Raw genomic sequence first — 18064 nt, forward strand, 5'->3', positions numbered from 1 at the left:
AAGGGCCGGCCTCCGAAGAGACCGGCCCCGCCGCGCGACCCAGCATTCGCGCGAATTAGTCCTTCGTGACGAGCGCCGGAGCGGCGTTCGCGCTGAACTTGTACCCGATGCCGAGATAGGCGCCGCGCGGCCGGGCCGGAGTGACCGTCCGCGAGCCGTTCAGCTCCAGGAAGTCGATGTCGTCATTGTCGTAGAAGGTGCCGTAGGTCGCGTATTTGTTGTTGAAGATGTTGTCGACCATGCCGAAGACACGGATCTGGTCCGTCACCTGCCACGAGGCGTTGGCGTTGAACACCACGTAGCCCGGCAGCTTCTTGTTCTGGTTCGACTCGTCGCCGACAAAGTACTGGCTCGAGTTATAGATCATGTCGCCGCCGACGGTGAAGGCCGGCGTGATGCGGTAGGCGACGCCGATCTTGGCCTGATGGGCCGGGATCGCCGGCAGGTGGTCGCCCTTCTTGACGTTGATCTCGCCTGCGCCGTCCGCCTGCGGATTGTTGGGCGAACCCAGCGTCACGTTCTTCCGGAAGGTCGCGTCGATATAGGCGTAGTTCGCGTAGATAGCCCATGTGTCGGTCTGGTAGTCGGCCGAGAGCTCGATGCCGGCGCGCTGCGTGTCGCCCGCGTTCTTGAAGTAGCCGCGTCCGGTGAGCGGGCTCGGAATCGTCAGGATGTCGTTGCTGTTGTAGGCGAGGTACGCGCCGACCTTCCAGTTCAGCAGGCCGCCGAAGCCGGGGGCGGTGTGGCCGCGCAGGCCGATTTCGCCGGTGCGGGTGACGACCTGCTTCAGGGGCGGATCAGAGACCAGGAAGCCTTCGAGCTGGCAGGGGTTCGACGGATCGGCGCAGCCGAGCTCGAGCGGGGTGGGAGCGCGGTTCGCTTCCGAATAGCCGGCGTAGGCGGTCATTTCGGGCGTGATCTTGTAGGTCAGGCCGGCCATCGGGTTGAAGCGGGTGAAGTTGTGCGAGCCGTCGATGCCTGCGCCCACAGGGTTTCCATTGGCGTCGACGTTGAAGAACGGGCTGTGGTCCTTCAGCGTGATGTGCGCGTAGTTCAGCCGGCCGCCGATGGTCGCCGACAGACGATCGGTGATGTCGAGCGTGTCGCTGAGGTAAAGGCCGAGATAGTCGTTCCGCGTGCTGACGTCGGTCGGCAGAATGCCGCCGGGGAACGTCGTGTGATACTTGATGCCGGTTCCGATGACCTGAAGGTTGTCGGGGATGATGCCGAGCTCGCTGTCGCCCTTGAAGTCCGTCCAGCCGTGGTCGTAGCTGACGCCCACGATGAAGTGGTTGGTCTTGCCGAACAGCTCGCCGGTGTTCGTCGCCTGCGCGGTGCCGCCGACGGTGTGCGAGTTCGTCTGAGACCGCTCGATCGAGCCGGGCCGCTCGGCGAAGCCGTCCGGCGTTCCGACGGCGTTGCCGTTCTTGTCGCGGACGATCAGGCGCGGATCGTCGTCGTCCGGGTTGGTCCCGGTCGCTGGGTCGATGATGTCGTCCGCCTCGAGGCAGAGCAGCGCCGGATTGTCCTCGCAGGGACGCACGTCGGTGTCGTTGCCGTCGACGTGCTTCTGCTTCATCTGGCGATAATAGGCGTTGGTCTGCAGCGACCAGTTGCTGCCAAGGTCGAAATCGCCGGTGAGGTTGATCTGACCGGCCTTGTTGTCGGTGGTCTGCGGACCGGTATAGACCGCGTCGCGGCCGCCGCGCTCGAGCAGCTCACGCGGCGTCGGGCCGACGACTCCGAGATTCGTGTCGGCCAGCGAGAAGTTCAGGTGGATTTCGGCGTCGTCGCCCTTGTAGCCGACGTCGCCATAGACCCGCTTGACGTTCGACTTCGAGTAATCGCGCCAGCCGCCGTCGCGCTCGCCCTCGAGCGCGAGATAGGTCGCCCAGTTGCCGAACTGCTGGCCCCACTGCGCCTTGCCGGAGAACTTGCCGAACGAGCCCGCCATGAACTCGGTCTCGAGCCCCTGATAGGTGAAGCCGTTCTTCATCTTCAGGTTGAGCGCGCCGCCGAGGGCGTTGAGGCCGAACACCGGATTGTTGGTCCAGATGTCAGCGCGGTCGATCGCGATCTCCGGAATCAGGTCGAAGTTGACGGTGTCGCCGAACGCCTCGTTCTGGCGGACGCCGTTCTGGTAGACCGCGATGCCCTGGGGCGTCCCGTTCAGCGGCGACGCGACGAAGCCGCGGAAATAGAGATCCTTGAAGTAGGGATTGCCCTGGACGTCGCTGAGGCTGACGGACGGCGTCTTCCTCGCGATCGCCTCAGTGACCGAAAGCTGGGTCCCGCCGGAGAGATCGCTCGACGACAGGCTGGTGACATTGGCCGGCACCTTGTCCACGTCGAGGCCGTCGCCGCCGAGCGGAGAGGTGCCGATGACCTCGATTCCCTCCAGCGGGGTGGCGCCGTCCTGCGCGAGCGCTGCGCCCAGCGACCCGAAGGCCGCCAAGCCTACGGCCGTGCCCAATAATAGATGCGACCTGCGCCTCACCATCCCGCGACTCCCCCGAACGCATGCAAATCTGCCTGAACCAGCAGTTGGACTTTTCTAGATCGGGAGCGTCGCCGCCATCAATCGGCCACGTGTGTGGCGAAACGGTTTAGTTTAGCTAAGATGCTGTTTTGCAACATTATTATTATCTCTTAAGATCGAATGACGTCCTCAAGCAAACGGCCCGGGCCTCAAATAATAAGACCTAAGTCTGACGTCGGCGCTTCCGTGCGCGTTGATAGGGTTCCTGGACGATATTGCGGCGGCTCTGGATGCGCCGCCGCGTCGGCCTTCGTTCGCCCCCAACAGGATCGTCGCCCGTGAAACGCCGCGTCTTATCTCCTACCCTCCTGTTCGCGCTCGCTCTTGTTGCGGCGGCGCCCGCCCGGTCGCAGCCGATCGACGACGCGCGGCTGCTCGACGCCGACGCAGACGCCGCCGACTGGCTGCTGCCCGGCCGGGACTACCGTGACCGCCGGTTCTCGCCGCTCGACCAGATCGACGTGAAGACCGTCAGGCGGCTGGTCCCGAAATGGATCTATCAGACGGGCTACGCCGCGACTTTCCAGACCACGCCGCTGGTGGCGGACGGCGTGATGTATCTCTCCGCGCCGTTCTCCCATGTCATGGCGCTCGACGCCGCCACCGGCCGCGAGCTCTGGCGCTACGAGCACAAGGCGACGACGAAGAAGCTCTGCTGCGGGCCGGCGAACCGAGGGGTCGCTCTCGGCTACGGCAAGGTCTTCGTCGCGACCGTCGACGCCCGCCTCGTCGCGCTCGACCAGGCGACCGGCAGGGTCGCGTTCGACATCCCGCTCGCCGACGCCGCGGACCCGGACGGCCCGAGCGAGGATCGCGCCGCGCTCGGGCAGAGCGATCCGGCGCTAAAGGGCGCGGTGTCCGGCTCGACCGGCATCGGCGCGAACTCCGCGCCGCTGGTGTTCGACGGCAAGGTCATCATCGGCGTCACCGGCGTCGGCTACGGCCTGCACCTCGACAGCGACCGACCCGGCGCGCCGCTCGGCGCCGTGGTCGGAGTCGCCGGCCGCTACGGCCGCCCCGGCTTCCTCGCCGCCTTCGACGCCGCGACCGGCAAGCTCGTCTGGAAGTTCGAGGCGACGCAGGAAGGCTGGGAGGGCGCGTTCCGCCAGGATACGCCCTACGGCGTGACGCTCGACCGCGACATCCCGGCGGAGAAGGCCGCGGCCGAAGCCCACAAGGATTCCTGGAAATACGGCGGGGGGTCGATCTGGCACGCGCCGGCGCTCGATCCCAAGACCGGCCTGCTCTTTCTCGGCATCGGCAACCCCTCGCCACAGGCTGCGGGCGAGAGCCGGCCGGGCGACAATCTCTACACCTCGTCGCTAGTCGCTCTCGACGCCAGGACCGGCAGGCTGGTCTGGCACTACCAGCAGACGCCGCACGACCTCTGGGGGTACGACGTCGCAAGCCCGCCCGCCCTGTTCGACCTCGCGGTGAATGGCAAGAGCGTCCCGGTCGTGGGCCAGGCGAGCAAGCTCGGCTGGTATTTCGTCCACGACCGGGCGACCGGCGAGCTGCTGTTCAAGTCCGACCCGTTCGTTCCGCAGTCGAACATGTTCAAGGCGCCGACGCCCGAGGGGATCGTGATCGCGCCGGGCGTCGGCGGCGGCTCGAACTGGTCGCCGGCGGCCGTCGACCCGGCGGCCGGCGTCGCCTTCGTCGCCGCGATGCACTGGCCGTCGACCTACCGCGCCTCCGTTCTGCCGGCGGTCGGCGGCAAGCCCGCCGTGCACTACTTCAACATCGAGCCGGTGAAGCAGGGCATGTACGGGCTGCTGAGCGCGATCGACCTCAAGGCCGGCGGCAAGATCCTGTGGCAGCGCAAGACCCCCGACCCGCTGGTCGGCGGCACGCTCGCGACCGCGGGCGGGCTGGTGTTCAACGGCGAAGGCGGCGGAGACCTCTCTGCGTTCGACGCCAAGACCGGCGCCACGCTCTGGAGCTTCAACTGCGGCGCCGGCGTCAACGCCCCGCCGATCGCCTTCGCGGTCGCCGGCAAGCAGTATGTCGCGGTGGCCGCCGGCGGCAGCCAGATCTGGGGCTTCCGCCAGGGCGGCGCGGTGATCGCCTTCGGCCTGCCGGACTGACTCTCAGGCGGCGCCGGCGTTGGGGGCTGGCTCTTCGGTGCTGATCGCGTCGGTGGTGCGCGGCGACGGCTCGGGCTCGCCGTCGTCGCGCTCGATCCAGATGTTGATCGGACCGGGCGCCATGTTCCCGAAGGGCGTGGCGAACGCGATCTCGGCGGCGTCGCGGCCGACCCCGATGCGCACCAGCCCGTCGAGCGCCGCCTGCCTCGTGCCGTCGAACAGCCACCACCGACCGTCCAGATAGGCCTCGAACACCGCATGGAAGTCCGCCGGGGACAGGCCGAAGGCGTAGCAGCTGACGAGCCGGGCCGGGATGCCGAGCGCCCGGCAGAACGCGATGCCGAGATGAGCGAAGTCGCGGCACACGCCGGCCCGCTGGATCAGGATCTCGGTCGCGGTGGTCTGGGCGTCGCTCGACCCGCGGACATAGTCGATGTTCTGGTAGATCCAGCTGCAGATCGCGCTGACCCGCATGTGCCCGCGCGGGAAGTCGCCGAATTCCCTGAGCGCGAAGGCGGCGAGCCTGTCGGACGGCACGAACCGGCTCGGCAGCAGATAGGGCAGAATGTCGAGCGGAAGGTCGCGGACGTCCATCTCGTGGACCGTCGTCGGATCGGCGCGATGCACGTCGAGATCGACCTCCGCCGTGTACGAGATCTGGAAGTCGCCGGGCTCCGCGAGAACCCGCAGGTACCGGTTCTGGAGGTCCGGAACGGTGTAGGACAGGCGTTCGGCGTCGGGCTCGCAGACCACGCGGTCGGTCAAGCCGCGATGGCGGATGAGCTGCGCCACCTCGATGTTGAAGATGAACATCGTCTCCTCGACGATGGTGTAGGAAAGCTCGCAGCCCATCTTGTACTTCATCGTCAGGTCCCGGCGGCGTTGAAGGCGGCGCGGACGCGCATGGGCGGGATCGGGCGTCCGCCGGCGGTCGTCGCGCTGTCGAATGCGAGGCGGCCCCGGCCCGATCACGCAGGGCGGCGGTTCGCGACGAAGTGGCGCGTGAAGCCGCCGCGGCAACCCGATCCGCGCGTCTCCCAGAGGATTTACGCGCCGCGTTCCCTTTCGAGCAAAGCGCGCTTGCGCTCGACTCCCCAGCGATAGCCGGAGAGGGCTCCGTCGTTTCGGACCACGCGGTGGCAGGGGACCGCGACGGCGAGCGGGTTGGCGCCGCAGGCCCCGGCGACGGCCCGCATGGCCTTCGGCGCGCCGATCGCAGCGGCGACGTCCGCATAGCTCGCGGTCGCGCCCGCAGGAATCCGCCGGAGCGCCGCCCAGACCCGTTGCTGGAACGCGGTTCCGCGGATGTCGAGCGGCAGGTCGAGGCCGACGCCCGGCGCATCGACGAACCCGACGACCTGCGCCACCACCGTCTCGAACGCCGCGTCGCCGCCGAAAAACCGCGCGCCGGAGAACCTGTCCTGCAGGTCGCGGACCAGCGCCTCCGGGTCGTCTCCGAGCAGGATGGCGCAGACGCCGCGTTCGCTCTGCGCGACCAGCACGGAGCCCAACGAAGACTCGCCGACGGCGAAGCGGATTTCCGCGCCCGCGCCCCTGGCGCGAAAGGCGCCCGGCTTCATGCCCAGAACCGCGTTCGACGCCTCGTAGAAGCGGCCGTTCGAGCCGAAGCCGGCGTCGTAGAGCGCCGCGGTGACGGACGCGCCGGGTTGGGCGAGCGCCGAGCGCACGCGCTTCGCGCGCTCCGCCGCCGCATAGGCCCGCGGCGTCACGCCGGTCTTCGCCTTGAACAGCCGGTGGAGGTGGGAGGCGCTCAGGCCGGCGCTCGCCGCGAGCGCCTCCAGCTTCGGCGGCTGCTCGGCCCGTTCGATCTCGCGGCAGATCCGGGCGACGACCGCCGCGCCCTGCACGTCGGCCGCCTCGTTCGGACGGCAGCGCAGGCAGGGCCGGAATCCGGCGCGCTCGGCCGCCTCGCAGGTCGCATGAAAGCGGACGTTGGCGGGCTTCGCCAGCCGGGACGGGCAGGACGGACGGCAATAGACGCCGGTGGAGGCGACCGAATAGACGAACGTCCCGTCGGCGGCGGACTCACGGTCGACGACCGAACGCCAGCGCGGATCGGTCTCTGTCTGTGTCTGTGTCTGTGTCTGTGTCTGTGTCTGTGTCTGTGTCTGTGTCTGTGCTTCTGGATGGGTCATGGCGACATCGATAGCCCCGGCGAGCCGAGGCCGCGCTCCGCTTCTTGCTTTTGAATCTAGCGGAATGTCGGATCGGGGGAACGCCGCGAGCGGCGACGCCTTTCGCATTCAGGCGTCGACCGGCCGACGCATGGCGGGGGCGGCCTGGCGCTTCAGCTCCTGCACGAAGGCGTCGACCAGCGGCAGCTCGCCCTTCGGCCGGCGCGTGGCCACGAAGTGCTGGGATTCGAAGCCATAGCTCTCCGGTTTGATGGCTCGCATCTCGCCACGGTCAGCCCAATGGTCGCCGATATGGCGAGGTAGATAGCCGACGAACTGTCCCGAAAGGATCAGCATCGCTTGCGCCTCCATGTGCATCACCGCGCCGCTCGCCCGCGGGTGGTTGACGCGGTAGAGGTCGTCGAGGTGCCGGTACCGTCTGACCGAGAACAGCGCCTCTTCGATATGCGCATGGCGGATGGCGCTTTGGGGCGTGTCGAACAGAGCGTGGCCCCTGCCGCAGTAGAGCGCGTGCGACTCGCGGCACAGCGGAGCGTAGGCGACGCCCGGAGCTTTCTGGCTGAACGGGCCGACCACGACGTCGCGGCGGCCGTCCATCAGCGCCTGCTCGAGTTCGAGGGGGGTGCCGAGCTCAAGGTCGACGAAGACTTCGGCCGCATAGGCCATGTAGCTCGCGATCGCCGTCTGCAGGCCGAGCCGCGGGTTGGTCACGACGCCGTCGACGATGCCGACCCTGAGGCGCCCGACGAGGCGTTGCTGGTCGCTGCCCACCCGGGCGTGGAACGCGTCGATGTCGTCGAACAGCCGACGCGCCGCCGCATAGGTCGACTGGCCGAAGGGCGTCAGCCGGAACCCGCCGCGGCCGCGTTCGCAGAGCTGCCCGCCGAGCTTGCGCTCGAGGCCCGCGAGGTGCGTCGAGAGCGTCGACTGCGACAGGTTGAGGTTGATCTGCGCGTCCGCGAAGCCGCCGGATTCCGCGAGCGTCGTGAACACGCGCAGCAGCCGCAGGTCGATATTGTCGAGCCGGCGCATCGGCGCACGGGCGGCGGTCGGGGCCATACCGGTCTCACATTGACGGTCGTCGATGCATCATTCCAATAAAATGAATTCCCGTCGATACGAAACCTCGGAATGATCCGTCCGTCATCTTTTGGAGGCTCGTCATGAGACGTCTGGATTGCGCCCTCGTCGCCGCTGGAATCAGCCTCCTCGCGAGCGGGCCCGCGCTCGCGGACGACACCGTCCGGGTGCTGGCTCCGACATGGCCGGGCTACGCCCCGGTGTTCGTCGCGATCGACAAGGGCTACTTCAAGGAGCTCGGGCTCGACGTCGACATGAAGTTCGAGGACGACCGCTCCAACGTGCTCGCCGCCATGACGCGCGGCGACATCGAGGTCGACATGCGCACCGTCGGCGAGCATCAGGGCCGCCCGCGCGACGCCTCGACGCCCGGCGTGATCATCGGCACCATCGACAAGTCGGTCGGCGGCGACGGCGTGATCGCCGACGGCTCGGTGAAGTCGGTGGCCGATCTCAAGGGCAAGACCGTCGCCGTCGAGCCGAACATCCCGGCCCGCCTGCTGCTCCAGCTCGCGCTGAAGAAGGAGGGGATGACGCTCGACGACCTCACCATCAAGAACATCACGACCCCGGACACGGTCGCGGTGTTCGCGGACAGCTCGATCGCGGCGATCGGAACCTACGAACCCTTCATGTCGCAGGCGGTGTCCTCGCAGACCCAGCGCAACGGCAAGATTTTGCTGTCGTCGAAGGACAGCGACATCATCGTCGACGTCATCGACGTCCGGCAGGACGACCTGAAGGCGAACCCGACCAAGTACCAGAAGTTCATGGCCGGCATCTTCAAGGCGGTCGAGCTCTACAAGTCCGATCCGGCCGAGTTCATCAAGCTGACCGCGCCGCACTACAATCTGAGCGACGCGGAGGTGAAGGGCATCTTCGACACCAGCCTCACCTTCACCGACAAGGAAGAGACGGCGAAGCTCCTCGGCACGCCCGAGAAGCCGGGCGCGCTTTACGGAATCTTCGATCTGGTCATGGACCTCAACGTCGAGAACAAGGCGGCGGACGCCAAGCTCGACGCCGCCAAGCAGATCGACTCCTCCGTCATGGCCGCCGTCGCGGCCGCCAAGTGAGCATGGCGGTCGAGGGTCGCGCCATCGACGGGCCGGCCGCAGGCGCTCCCGCCGCGCCCGACGCCGGGAGCCGGCGTCCCTCGGCCGCTCCCTGGCTGTTCCGGCTGCGCGCCCCGCTGCCGCGCTACGTCGGCCCGGCTTTCGCGGTCGGAACCAGCTTCGCGATCCTCGGCCTCTGGGAGTTCACCGCGCGGCTCGGCCTGACCACGCCGATGTTCTTCCCTGCGCCCAGCGCGATCTTCCTCGCGATGGTCCGGATGTTCGCCGAGCAGCATCTGCTGTGGCACGCCTGGATCTCCACGCTGAGGGTGTGGGAGGCCTTCCTGCTCGCGGCCGTCATGGCGGTTCCGATCGGCATGCTGATGAGCGGCTACCGCGCGGTGGGCGCAGCGCTCGAGCCCGCGGTCGACTTCATCCGCTATCTGCCGGTTCCGGCGCTGGTGCCGCTGTCGATCATCTGGTTCGGCGTCGGCGAGGAGACCAAGATCTTCCTGCTCTGGCTCGGCACCTTCTTCCAGCTCGTGCTGCTGGTGGCCGACGACATGCGCCGCGTCCCGCAGGAATATGTCGAGATCGCCTATACGGTCGGCGCGAACCAGGGCCAGGTGCTTAAGGACGTCGCCTTCCGGGCCATGCTGCCGGGCCTCGTCGACAATCTCCGCATCACGCTCGGCTGGTGCTGGACCTATCTGATCATCGCCGAGATCGTGGCGGCGGATTCGGGGCTCGGCTTCGTCATCTGGGCGGCGCGCCGCTACATGAAGACTCCGGAAGTGATGGCCGGCGTCGTGCTGATCGGCTTCATCGGCCTCGCGACCGACCAGCTGCTTCGCCTCATCCACCGCCGCGCCTTCCGGTATCTGGCATGAGCGGCGCGATGGGGCCTCACCTCCAGTTCGACCACGTCACGAAGCGCTTCGGCGAGGTGCAGGTCGTCGAGACGCCGTTCGACCTCGCGATCGCACGGCATGAATTCGTCGTGTTCCTCGGCCCCTCCGGCTGCGGCAAGACCACCTTGATGCGCATGGTCGGCGGGCTCGACCTGCCGACCACCGGCGAGATCAGGCTCGACGGCGCGCCGGTCGGCAAGCCCGACCACAGGCGCGGCATGGTGTTCCAGTCCTACTCGTCGTTCCCGTGGCTCACCGTCGCGCAGAACGTCGCCTTCGGCCTGCGCTACCGTTCGGACCTCACCGAGCAGGAGAAGGCGGTTCGCGCCGAGCGCTATCTCGATCTGGTCGGGCTCTACGAATTCTCCGACCACTATCCGAACCAGGTCTCGGGGGGCATGCGCCAGCGCATCGCGATCGCGCGGACGCTCGCCGCCGGGTCCGACGTCTTACTGATGGACGAGCCGTTCGGCGCGCTCGACGCGCTGCGGCGCGAGCAATTGCAGACCGAGCTTCGCCGCATCCAGCGACGCGACGCCAAGACCATCGTGTTCGTCACCCACGACGTCGAGGAGGCGCTGTTCCTCGCCGACCGCGTGGTGGTGTTCTCCAAGCGCCCGACACGGATCGTCGCCGAGATCGACGTCAAGAGCAGGCTCGGCGAGGAGCGCACCCTCGAGATGCGCGATGGCGAGGACTTCTTCGCGCTCCGCCGCGAGGCGATCGGCACTGTGCGCGCCGCAGCCGGTGGAGAGCTTTGATGCTGCAGGGACTGGCCGGACGGAGCGTCCTCGTCACCGGATCGAGCCGCGGCATCGGGCTCGGGATCGCGCGCGCCTTCTCAGGCGCGGGCGCCGATCTGATGATGCTGGCCGACGACGAGGCCGTGTTCAAGGCGGCCGAACAGCTCGGCGCCCGCGGCTTTCATGTCGACATCACCGACGCCGACGCGGTTTCGGACTTCGCGGCGAAGATCGAAAAGCTCGACGTGCTGGTGAACAACGCGGGCTACGAGCGCCTCACCCCGCTCGACGATCCGAGCGCGGAGAACGAGGCGACCTTCCGGCGGATCATCGAGATCAACGTGACCGGCACGTTCCTGATGACGCGGGCGCTCGCGCCGAAGCTCGGCGCTGGCGGGCGCGTCATCAATACCGCATCGGTCTGGGCGCGCACGGCCGCCGCCGATTTCGGCGGTTACGTCGCCTCCAAGCACGCCGTCATCGGGCTGACCAAGACCTGGGCGAAGGAGCTCGGGCCGCGCGGGATCACCGTCAACGCGGTGTGTCCGGGCTGGGTGCGCACCGAGGCCTCGCTCCGTTCGCTCACGCGGATGGCGGAGCGCGCCGGACGGTCGGAGGACGACCTGCTTGACGAGATCGTGGCGGCGCAGGCGCTGCCGGGCTTCATGGATCCGGAGGACGTGGCGGGGCCTTATCTGTTCCTCGCCTCCGACCTCGCCGCGAGCGTCACCGGCCAGAGCCTCGGCGCCGACAGGGGAGAGGCTCCATGGTGAGCATGCATGAGGGACTGCGGGTGATCGTCACCGGCGCGTCGAGCGGCATCGGCCGGGCAGGCGCCGAGGCGCTGCATGCGGCCGGCGCCCGGGTCGTCGGGCTCGACGTCAGGCCGGTCGAAGCCGCGTTTCCGATGGTTCAGGCCGACCTCGCCGTCGAGGCGGAGGTCGTCGCCGCGATGGCGAAAGCTGCGACGACGCTCGGCGGGCTCGACGCGGTGGTGAACTCCGCAGGGCTCGATCTCGAGAGCCCGCTGTCGGCCTTCGATCTCGACGCCTTCGACTGGATGATCGCCGTCAACGTCCGTGGCGTCATCCTTGTCGCCCGCGAGGCGCTGAAGCATTTCGGCGCGGACGGCGGCCGGATCGTCAACATCGCTTCCGAGCTCGGCTATCTCGGCCGCGCCGGCGCCTCCGGCTACTGCGCGACCAAGGGGGCGATCCTCGCGCTCACCCGCTCCTGGGCGCGCGAGCTTGCGCCGAAGGTGCTGGTCAACGCGGTGGCGCCCGGACCGATCGACACGCCTCTGCTGAACTTCGGAGCGATGACGCCCGAGCAGCAGTCGCTCGAGACGCTCAACCCGATGGGCCGCATCGGCCGCGCCGAAGAGGTGGCGGAGGCGATCCTGTTTCTGACGAGCCGACGGACGACGTTCACGACTGGCCAATGCGTCAGCGTGGACGGCGGCGCGGCGATGCACTGAGGGGCTAAGAACATGGTCGACAGCGTTTTCATGGCCGAGCTGAGCTGGCCGGAATACGAGGCCAAGGTGAAGGCCGGCGCCACGGTCTTTCTTCCGCTCGGCGCGACCGAGCAGCACGGGCCGCACATGGCGATGAACGTCGACGTCGTGCTGCCGACAGGCGTGTGCGAACGTGTCGCCCGCGAGGTCGGCGGCCTCGTGGCGCCCTGCGTGCCCTATGGCTGCAAGTCGATGCCGCGATCGGGCGGCGGCGAGGCGTTTCCGGGCACGACCAGCCTCGACGCGCACACCTTCTCGCTGGTGATCCGCGACATCATCCGCGGTCTCGGCCGTGACGGGGTCCGCAGGATCGTGCTCGTCATCGGGCACTACGAGAACATGTGGCCCTCCGTCGAAGGGCTCGACCTCGGTCTTCGCGAGCTTCGCCGCGACGGGATCGTCGACATGGACGTGATGCGGCTCGAATACTGGGACTTCGTGAAGCGAGAGACGCTCGACCGCCTGTTCCCGGATGGGTTCCCCGGCACTGAGCTGGAACACGCCAGCCTGCTCGAAACGTCGCTGATGCTTCTGCTGCGGCCCGAGCTCGTCGAAATGGACAAGGTCCCGTCCGACGGCCCGGCCAAGTTCCCGACTTACGACCGCTGGCCGACCCCGAAGGGTTTCGGCCCGGCGTCGGGCGTGCTCGCGGTGGCTCATGGATCCAGCGCCGAGAAGGGCCAGTGGCTGATGGACGATCACGTCAGCCTGATCTCGGCCGCCGTGCGGAAGGAATTCAACCTCTAGAACCTGAGGAGCTGCGCGATGACCCGTTCGGTCCTTTCAGTCGAAGAGGTGCGGAAGGCGGTGTTCGAGGCGGCCGAGCTTCCGCTGTCGCGCGCCATCACCCTTCCGCCCGAGACCTATGTCGATCCGGGCTTCTTCGCCCATGAGGCGGACGCCGTGCTGTCGCGCGGCTGGATCTGCCTCGCCCATGTCAGCCAGCTGAAGAAGAGCGGCGACTATCTCCGGCTGGATCTGCTCGGCGAGCCGGTCGTCGTGATCCGCGGCCGCGACGGCGAGATCCGGGTGCTGTCGCGCGTCTGCCCGCATCGCGGCGCAGACATCCTGCATCCGGTGTTCGGCGGCCCCGAGGAGGGCAACGAGCCAATCCTCGTCTGCCCCTATCACCGCTGGTCGTTCGAGGCGGACGGCGCTCTCAAGGGCTGCCCGGAGATGCAGAAGGCCGAGGGCTTCGACAAGAAGGACTGGAGGCTCAGCTCCTTCCGCTCCGAGATCTGGCAAGGCTTCGTCTTCGTCAACGTGTCGGGCGACGCCGCCCCGCTCGCCGAGCTCTACGCAGCCTTCGCCGACATGATCGCGCCGTGGGACACTGCCGAGATGGAGGTCGTGATCGAGCTGAAGTGGGACTGCGACTTCAACTGGAAGGTCATGGTCGAGAACTGGATCGAGTCCTACCACCACCTCGGCATCCATCATCAGACCCTCAACACGTCCATGCCGGCCGCGATGACGTGGACCGATCCCGAGCAGGGCCATTTCATCCGCTGCCACCTGCCATTCAACAAGAAGACGACTGAGAAGGTGATGGAGGCCGCGGCGAAGGACGCGGCGCTCGACGGCTTCAAGCCCGTCGCCGGCCTTCCGCTCGACCGCCAGCTGGAATGGGGGCTCTATCTTGGCCTGCCCTGCTTCATGCTGCTCACCGCGCGCGACCGGGTGATCTGGTACCGGCTGCTGCCCCAGTCGGAGGGTCGCTGCGCCCTGCTGACGACGACGCTCGTCACCCGGGCTGCGATGGCCGACCCCGACTTCGCCGAGACTGTCGCGGCGGAGACCACGATGCTGCGCGACTTCCACCTCGAGGACATGCAGGTCAACGCCGCAATGCAGGCGGGCCTGCGGTCCTCGAAGGTGGTGCGCGGGCGTCTCAGCCATCTCGAAGAGCCGATCTGGCACATCCAGCGCTATCTGGCGCGGTCGCTCCGCGTCGCCGAACCAGCGAGTCCTTCCGTATGAACGACGCCCCCCTCTTCCCCGAGCCGCTCGACTCCGGCTCCGTCCCGCGCTTCGCCGGCATGGCGACCTTCATGCGCCTGCCTGTCGCGAAGCCCGAAGATGTCGACATCGCGATCGTCGGCGTTCCGTTCGACATCGCGGTCACCAACCGTCCGGGCACGCGCCACGGCCCGCGCGAGCTGCGCAACCAGTCGAGCCTGATGCGTCGCTATCACCATGTCACGGGCCGCTCGCCCTACGACCTCGTGCGGGTCGGCGACTGCGGCGACGCGCCGGTCCACCCGCTCGACCTGATGGAGAATCTCTCGCTGATCGAGGGCTTCTACCGCGAGATCACCGAGGCCGGCGCGATCCCGCTCACGGGCGGCGGCGACCACCTCATCACGCTGCCGATCCTGCGCGGGCTGAACAGAGGCGAGGCGGTCGGCCTCATCCAGTTCGACGCTCATTCGGACACCTATGACGAGTTCTTCGGACAGAAATACAATCACGGGACGCCGTTCCGGCGCGGGATCGAGGAAGAGCTGATCGACCCCAAGCGCTTCGTGCAGATCGGCATCCGCGGCTCGATCGGCGACCCCAAGAACTTCGACTTCGCGAAGGCGGCGGGCGTCCGCACGATCTTCATGGAGGAGTTCGTCGCCCGCGGCGTCGACGACGTCATGGCCGAGGCGCTCGAAATCCTCGGGACCGCGCCGACCTACGTCACCTTCGACATCGACGGGATCGACCCCTCCCAGGCGCCGGGGACCGGCACGCCCGAGATCGGCGGCTTCACGACCCGCGAGGCGCAGGCGATGGTCCGCAAGCTCGGCGGGCTGAACATCATCGGCGCAGACTTGGTCGAGGTCGCGCCGCCCTTCGACCCCTCGGGGCTGACCGCGATCACCGGCGTCACCATCATGTTCGAGGAGCTCTGCGTGATGGCGGACAGCCTGGCCGCGCGGAAGGCCGCCTGACCATGGCTCACGGTTATGAGGGCGGACGGCTCGACCTGCCGTTCGTCGGCGTCGCGACTTTCGGAAAATATCCTCTGGTCCTCGACTGGGATGCGATCGACGCCGACGTCTGCATCCTCGGCGCGCCGTTCGACCTTGGCACGCAGTGGCGCTCCGGGGCGCGCTCGGGGCCGCGGGCGATCCGCGAGGCGTCGACCCTGTTCGCGTTCGGGCACGCCGGGGCCTACGACCACGAGGACGACGTCGTCTACCTCTCGGCCGAGACCACGCGGATCGTCGACATCGGCGACGCCGACATGATCCACACCGACACCGCCCAGAGCCACGCCAACATCGAGCTCGGCGTCCGGAAGATCCTGAAGGCCGGCGCGCTTCCGGTGGTGATGGGCGGCGACCACTCGGTCAACATCCCCTGCGTCGCCGCGTTCTCGGACGAAGACCCGATCCATCTCGTCCAGTTCGACGCCCATCTCGACTTCGTCGACGAGCGCCACGGCGTCCGCTACGGGCACGGCAGCCCGATGCGCCGCGCGGCCGAGCGGCCTTACGTCACCGGCCTCACCCAGCTCGGCATCCGCAACGTCTCCTCGACCGCTCGCGAAGGCTACGAGGACGCCCGCGCCATGGGCAGCGACATCCTCTCGGTGCGCCAGATCCGCAAGCTCGGGACCGACGCGGTGCTCGCCCGCATTCCCGAAGGCGCGCGCTATTACGCCACGATCGACATCGACGGCTTCGACCCCTCGATCGCGCCGGGCACCGGCACGCCGAGCCATGGCGGGTTCGCCTATTACGAGGTGCTGGAGCTGCTCGACGGGTTGGCGAAGCGCGGGACGATCGTCGGCGTCGACCTCGTCGAGGTGGCGCGCGAATACGATCCGGCTGGCGTCACCTCGATCCTCGCCGCGCAAATCCTGCTCAACCTGATCGGCCGCGTGCTGCACCAGAAGACGATCCGCGACCCGCGGCGCTGAAACTGCGTCGCAGGTCCGGGTTCCACGCGTGGCGCGACGATTGCGGGGGCTTTTCGAGTCGACCGCGTAGTGCGCGTCGGTTTCGGGCATTTCGGCCGAGGCCACGAGAGCGACCCGCCGGACGACGTCTCCGGCGCGGCGCGCAACCAATCGGCGCGACGAAACGTATCTCCGGGAGTATGATCCACCGTGATGGACGCATACTTGTGATGGAAAGGCGACGCCAGATCGCCTGCCGGAGGATGACATGATCAAGCTGACCATCCGCGCCGCGGCGCTCGCGACCGCCGCGGCTCTGACCATCGGAGCGGCGAGCGCCGCTGACGACGCAGCCGAGCGCGAGGCGCGCTGGAGCGATCTACGCCAGAGCGTGTTCGGCGACCGCAAGGTCGAGCAGGCCGATCTGCTGTCTCTCGACACGCCGGTGCGCGCCGAGGACGCCGCGCTGGTGCCGGTCACGATCCAGACGGCGGATCCTTCGGCGATCAAGTCCACCACGCTCATCATCGACGACAACCCGTCTCCGGTCGCAGCCAAGGTGACCTTCGGCCCGGCCGGCGATCCGAGCGTCATGAAGCTGCGGGTGCGGGTGAACACCTACACCAACATCCACGCCGTCGCGGAGACCAATGACGGCCGCCTTGTCGAGACCACCAAGTTCGTGAAGGCGAGCGGCGGCTGCTCGGCGCCGGTCGGCGCGAGCGACGAAGAGGCGATGAAGGGCATGGGCGAGATCCGGCTCCGCGTCCGGGATGACGTGACGCCGGGCAAGACCGCCACCGCCACGCTGATGATCCGCCATCCGAATTTCTCGGGCATGCAGATGGATCAATTGACCCGCGCCTACACGCCGGCGCGCTACCTCAAGACCATCAAGGTGACTTACAACGACAAGGACGTGTTCACGCTCGACGGCGACATCTCGATCTCGTCCAACCCGGTCATCGAGTTCGGCTTCAGGCCCGACGCCAAGGGCCAGATCAAGGTTGCGGCGACCGACACCGACGATGGGCGCTGGGAAAAGACCTTCGACGTCCCGACCCAGTCGAACTGAGGTGGCCCCCATGCGTGGCGTCGTAATCGCGGCCGTCGTCGCGGCGGCGTTCGCTTTCGCCGCGCAGGCCGGCGGGCCGGGCTCCGCGCCCGAGCCGGACGGCCTGTGGCGGGGCGCCCTAGCCGGCTACACGCCTTCCACGCTCAAAGGGGCGACGGTGGTCGACGCCGCCGCCGTGGCGCGCCTGGTCGACAAGGGCGACGCGCTGCTGCTCGACGTCGGCCCGGCCGACCGCAAGCCGGAGACCTTGCCTGAGACGGCGCTCTGGCGTCCCCAGCACCGCTCGATCCCCGGCGCGGTCTGGCTTCCCGGAGCTGGCCCTGGGGACCTGCCGCCCGAGCAGGAGGCTGCTCTCAAGGCCCGGATCGTGACTCTCGCCGACGGAGACCTCCGCCGCCCGGTCGTCACCTTCTGCAAGCCGGACTGCTGGGGCAGCTGGAACCTCGGCAAACGGCTTCTCGGCTGGGGCTTCACCAGCGTCCACTGGTTCCCGGGGGGGATCAACGGATGGCTGGAGGCGGACCGGCCTTCCACGGTCGTCAGGACCGATCCGGACTGGGAAGCGGCGACCAAGCCTCCGGCCGATCGGTGAGCGCGGGCGGGACGGCCTGCGCGGCGTTCTCGCGGCGGACGCTGTTGCTGGTCTGCGCCACCGTGCTCGGCTCGGCCTCCGCCGCCCTCGCCGCGCCGCCGGCGCCGTTCTCGGCTGCGGCGTTCGACGCGGCCGTGGTCGCCGGCGGACCCGTGCTCGTCCATATCAGCGCGCCGTGGTGCCCGATCTGCAGAGCGCAGAAGCCGATCGTCGCGAAGCTGCTCGCCGAGCCGCGCTTCGGGGCGATGACCGCGTTCGATATCGACTTCGACGCCGACAAGGCCGACGTCCGCAAGGTCGGCGCACAGCTCCAGAGCACGCTGATCGTCTACAGCCGCGGCAGGGAGGTCGGCCGTTCGGTCGGCGAGCCCCAGCCGGAGTGGATCGAGGATCTGCTCGAAAAGGCGCTTTGAGCCAA

The 18064-nt window shown here is 68.1% G+C and carries 17 protein-coding genes; 13 read left to right on the top strand and 4 right to left on the bottom strand.

Annotated elements, in window-relative coordinates; genetic code table 11:
• Window positions 1–55: 55 nt before the first annotated feature.
• The gene (locus tag PKE75_RS00980; RefSeq protein ID WP_271166819.1) at window positions 56–2500 is read right to left on the bottom strand and encodes a TonB-dependent receptor; all 2445 of its coding nucleotides are present in this window, start codon (window positions 2498–2500) and stop codon (window positions 56–58) included.
• 317 nt (window positions 2501–2817) lie between these two features.
• On the opposite strand from PKE75_RS00980, the gene PKE75_RS00985 reads away from it, so the two are divergent.
• Window positions 2818–4626, top strand: a complete 1809-nt coding sequence (locus tag PKE75_RS00985; RefSeq protein ID WP_271166820.1) for a pyrroloquinoline quinone-dependent dehydrogenase — start codon at window positions 2818–2820, stop codon at window positions 4624–4626.
• A gap of 3 nt (window positions 4627–4629) precedes the next feature.
• Here PKE75_RS00985 and PKE75_RS00990 read toward each other — a convergent pair whose 3' ends face one another.
• The 3 genes from PKE75_RS00990 to PKE75_RS01000 all read right to left on the bottom strand — a co-directional run bounded on the left by PKE75_RS00990 (window position 4630) and on the right by PKE75_RS01000 (window position 7841).
• The gene (locus PKE75_RS00990; protein ID WP_271166821.1) at window positions 4630–5490 is read right to left on the bottom strand and encodes a transglutaminase-like domain-containing protein; all 861 of its coding nucleotides are present in this window, start codon (window positions 5488–5490) and stop codon (window positions 4630–4632) included.
• A gap of 182 nt (window positions 5491–5672) precedes the next feature.
• Window positions 5673–6782, bottom strand: a complete 1110-nt coding sequence (gene ada, locus PKE75_RS00995) for a bifunctional DNA-binding transcriptional regulator/O6-methylguanine-DNA methyltransferase Ada (protein WP_271166822.1) — start codon at window positions 6780–6782, stop codon at window positions 5673–5675.
• Window positions 6783–6890: 108 nt separating this feature from the next.
• Window positions 6891–7841 carry a LysR family transcriptional regulator gene (locus PKE75_RS01000; RefSeq protein ID WP_271166823.1) on the bottom strand — a complete coding sequence of 317 codons (951 nt, stop codon included), beginning with the start codon at window positions 7839–7841 and terminating at the stop codon, window positions 6891–6893.
• Window positions 7842–7945: 104 nt separating this feature from the next.
• On the opposite strand from PKE75_RS01000, the gene PKE75_RS01005 reads away from it, so the two are divergent.
• The 12 genes from PKE75_RS01005 to PKE75_RS01060 all read left to right on the top strand — a co-directional run bounded on the left by PKE75_RS01005 (window position 7946) and on the right by PKE75_RS01060 (window position 18059).
• Window positions 7946–8938 carry an ABC transporter substrate-binding protein gene (locus tag PKE75_RS01005; protein ID WP_271166824.1) on the top strand — a complete coding sequence of 331 codons (993 nt, stop codon included), beginning with the start codon at window positions 7946–7948 and terminating at the stop codon, window positions 8936–8938.
• 2 nt (window positions 8939–8940) lie between these two features.
• Window positions 8941–9807, top strand: coding sequence for an ABC transporter permease (locus PKE75_RS01010; RefSeq protein ID WP_271166825.1), 867 nt, complete (start codon window positions 8941–8943; stop codon window positions 9805–9807).
• Between the two features lie 8 nt (window positions 9808–9815).
• Window positions 9816–10589, top strand: coding sequence for an ABC transporter ATP-binding protein (locus PKE75_RS01015; protein WP_271166826.1), 774 nt, complete (start codon window positions 9816–9818; stop codon window positions 10587–10589).
• Window positions 10589–11344 (top strand): SDR family NAD(P)-dependent oxidoreductase, encoded by a 756-nt coding sequence (locus tag PKE75_RS01020; protein WP_271166827.1) that lies wholly within the window; start codon window positions 10589–10591, stop codon window positions 11342–11344. Before PKE75_RS01015 ends, PKE75_RS01020 begins: the two co-directional genes overlap by 1 nt.
• Window positions 11338–12048, top strand: a complete 711-nt coding sequence (locus PKE75_RS01025; RefSeq protein ID WP_271166828.1) for an SDR family NAD(P)-dependent oxidoreductase — start codon at window positions 11338–11340, stop codon at window positions 12046–12048. The genes PKE75_RS01020 and PKE75_RS01025 overlap by 7 nt, the downstream gene beginning before the upstream one ends.
• Window positions 12049–12060: 12 nt before the next feature.
• Window positions 12061–12834: a creatininase gene (locus tag PKE75_RS01030; protein WP_271166829.1), complete on the top strand. Its 774-nt coding sequence runs from the start codon at window positions 12061–12063 to the stop codon at window positions 12832–12834.
• 18 nt (window positions 12835–12852) lie between these two features.
• Window positions 12853–14067 carry an aromatic ring-hydroxylating oxygenase subunit alpha gene (locus PKE75_RS01035; RefSeq protein ID WP_271166830.1) on the top strand — a complete coding sequence of 405 codons (1215 nt, stop codon included), beginning with the start codon at window positions 12853–12855 and terminating at the stop codon, window positions 14065–14067.
• Window positions 14064–15026, top strand: a complete 963-nt coding sequence (gene speB / locus PKE75_RS01040) for an agmatinase (protein ID WP_271166831.1) — start codon at window positions 14064–14066, stop codon at window positions 15024–15026. Before PKE75_RS01035 ends, speB (PKE75_RS01040) begins: the two co-directional genes overlap by 4 nt.
• A 2-nt stretch (window positions 15027–15028) precedes the next feature.
• Window positions 15029–16000, top strand: a complete 972-nt coding sequence (gene speB / locus PKE75_RS01045) for an agmatinase (RefSeq protein WP_271166832.1) — start codon at window positions 15029–15031, stop codon at window positions 15998–16000.
• Between the two features lie 247 nt (window positions 16001–16247).
• Window positions 16248–17054: a quinoprotein dehydrogenase-associated SoxYZ-like carrier gene (locus PKE75_RS01050; RefSeq protein ID WP_271166833.1), complete on the top strand. Its 807-nt coding sequence runs from the start codon at window positions 16248–16250 to the stop codon at window positions 17052–17054.
• 10 nt (window positions 17055–17064) lie between these two features.
• Window positions 17065–17646 carry a rhodanese-like domain-containing protein gene (locus PKE75_RS01055; RefSeq protein ID WP_271166834.1) on the top strand — a complete coding sequence of 194 codons (582 nt, stop codon included), beginning with the start codon at window positions 17065–17067 and terminating at the stop codon, window positions 17644–17646.
• Window positions 17643–18059 (top strand): thioredoxin family protein, encoded by a 417-nt coding sequence (locus PKE75_RS01060; RefSeq protein WP_428979081.1) that lies wholly within the window; start codon window positions 17643–17645, stop codon window positions 18057–18059. The genes PKE75_RS01055 and PKE75_RS01060 overlap by 4 nt, the downstream gene beginning before the upstream one ends.
• The last annotated feature ends 5 nt before the right edge of the window (window positions 18060–18064 follow it).

The sequence above is a fragment of the Hansschlegelia plantiphila genome (genome assembly GCF_027922265.1).
Classification (GTDB): domain Bacteria; phylum Pseudomonadota; class Alphaproteobacteria; order Rhizobiales; family Methylopilaceae; genus Methylopila; species Methylopila plantiphila.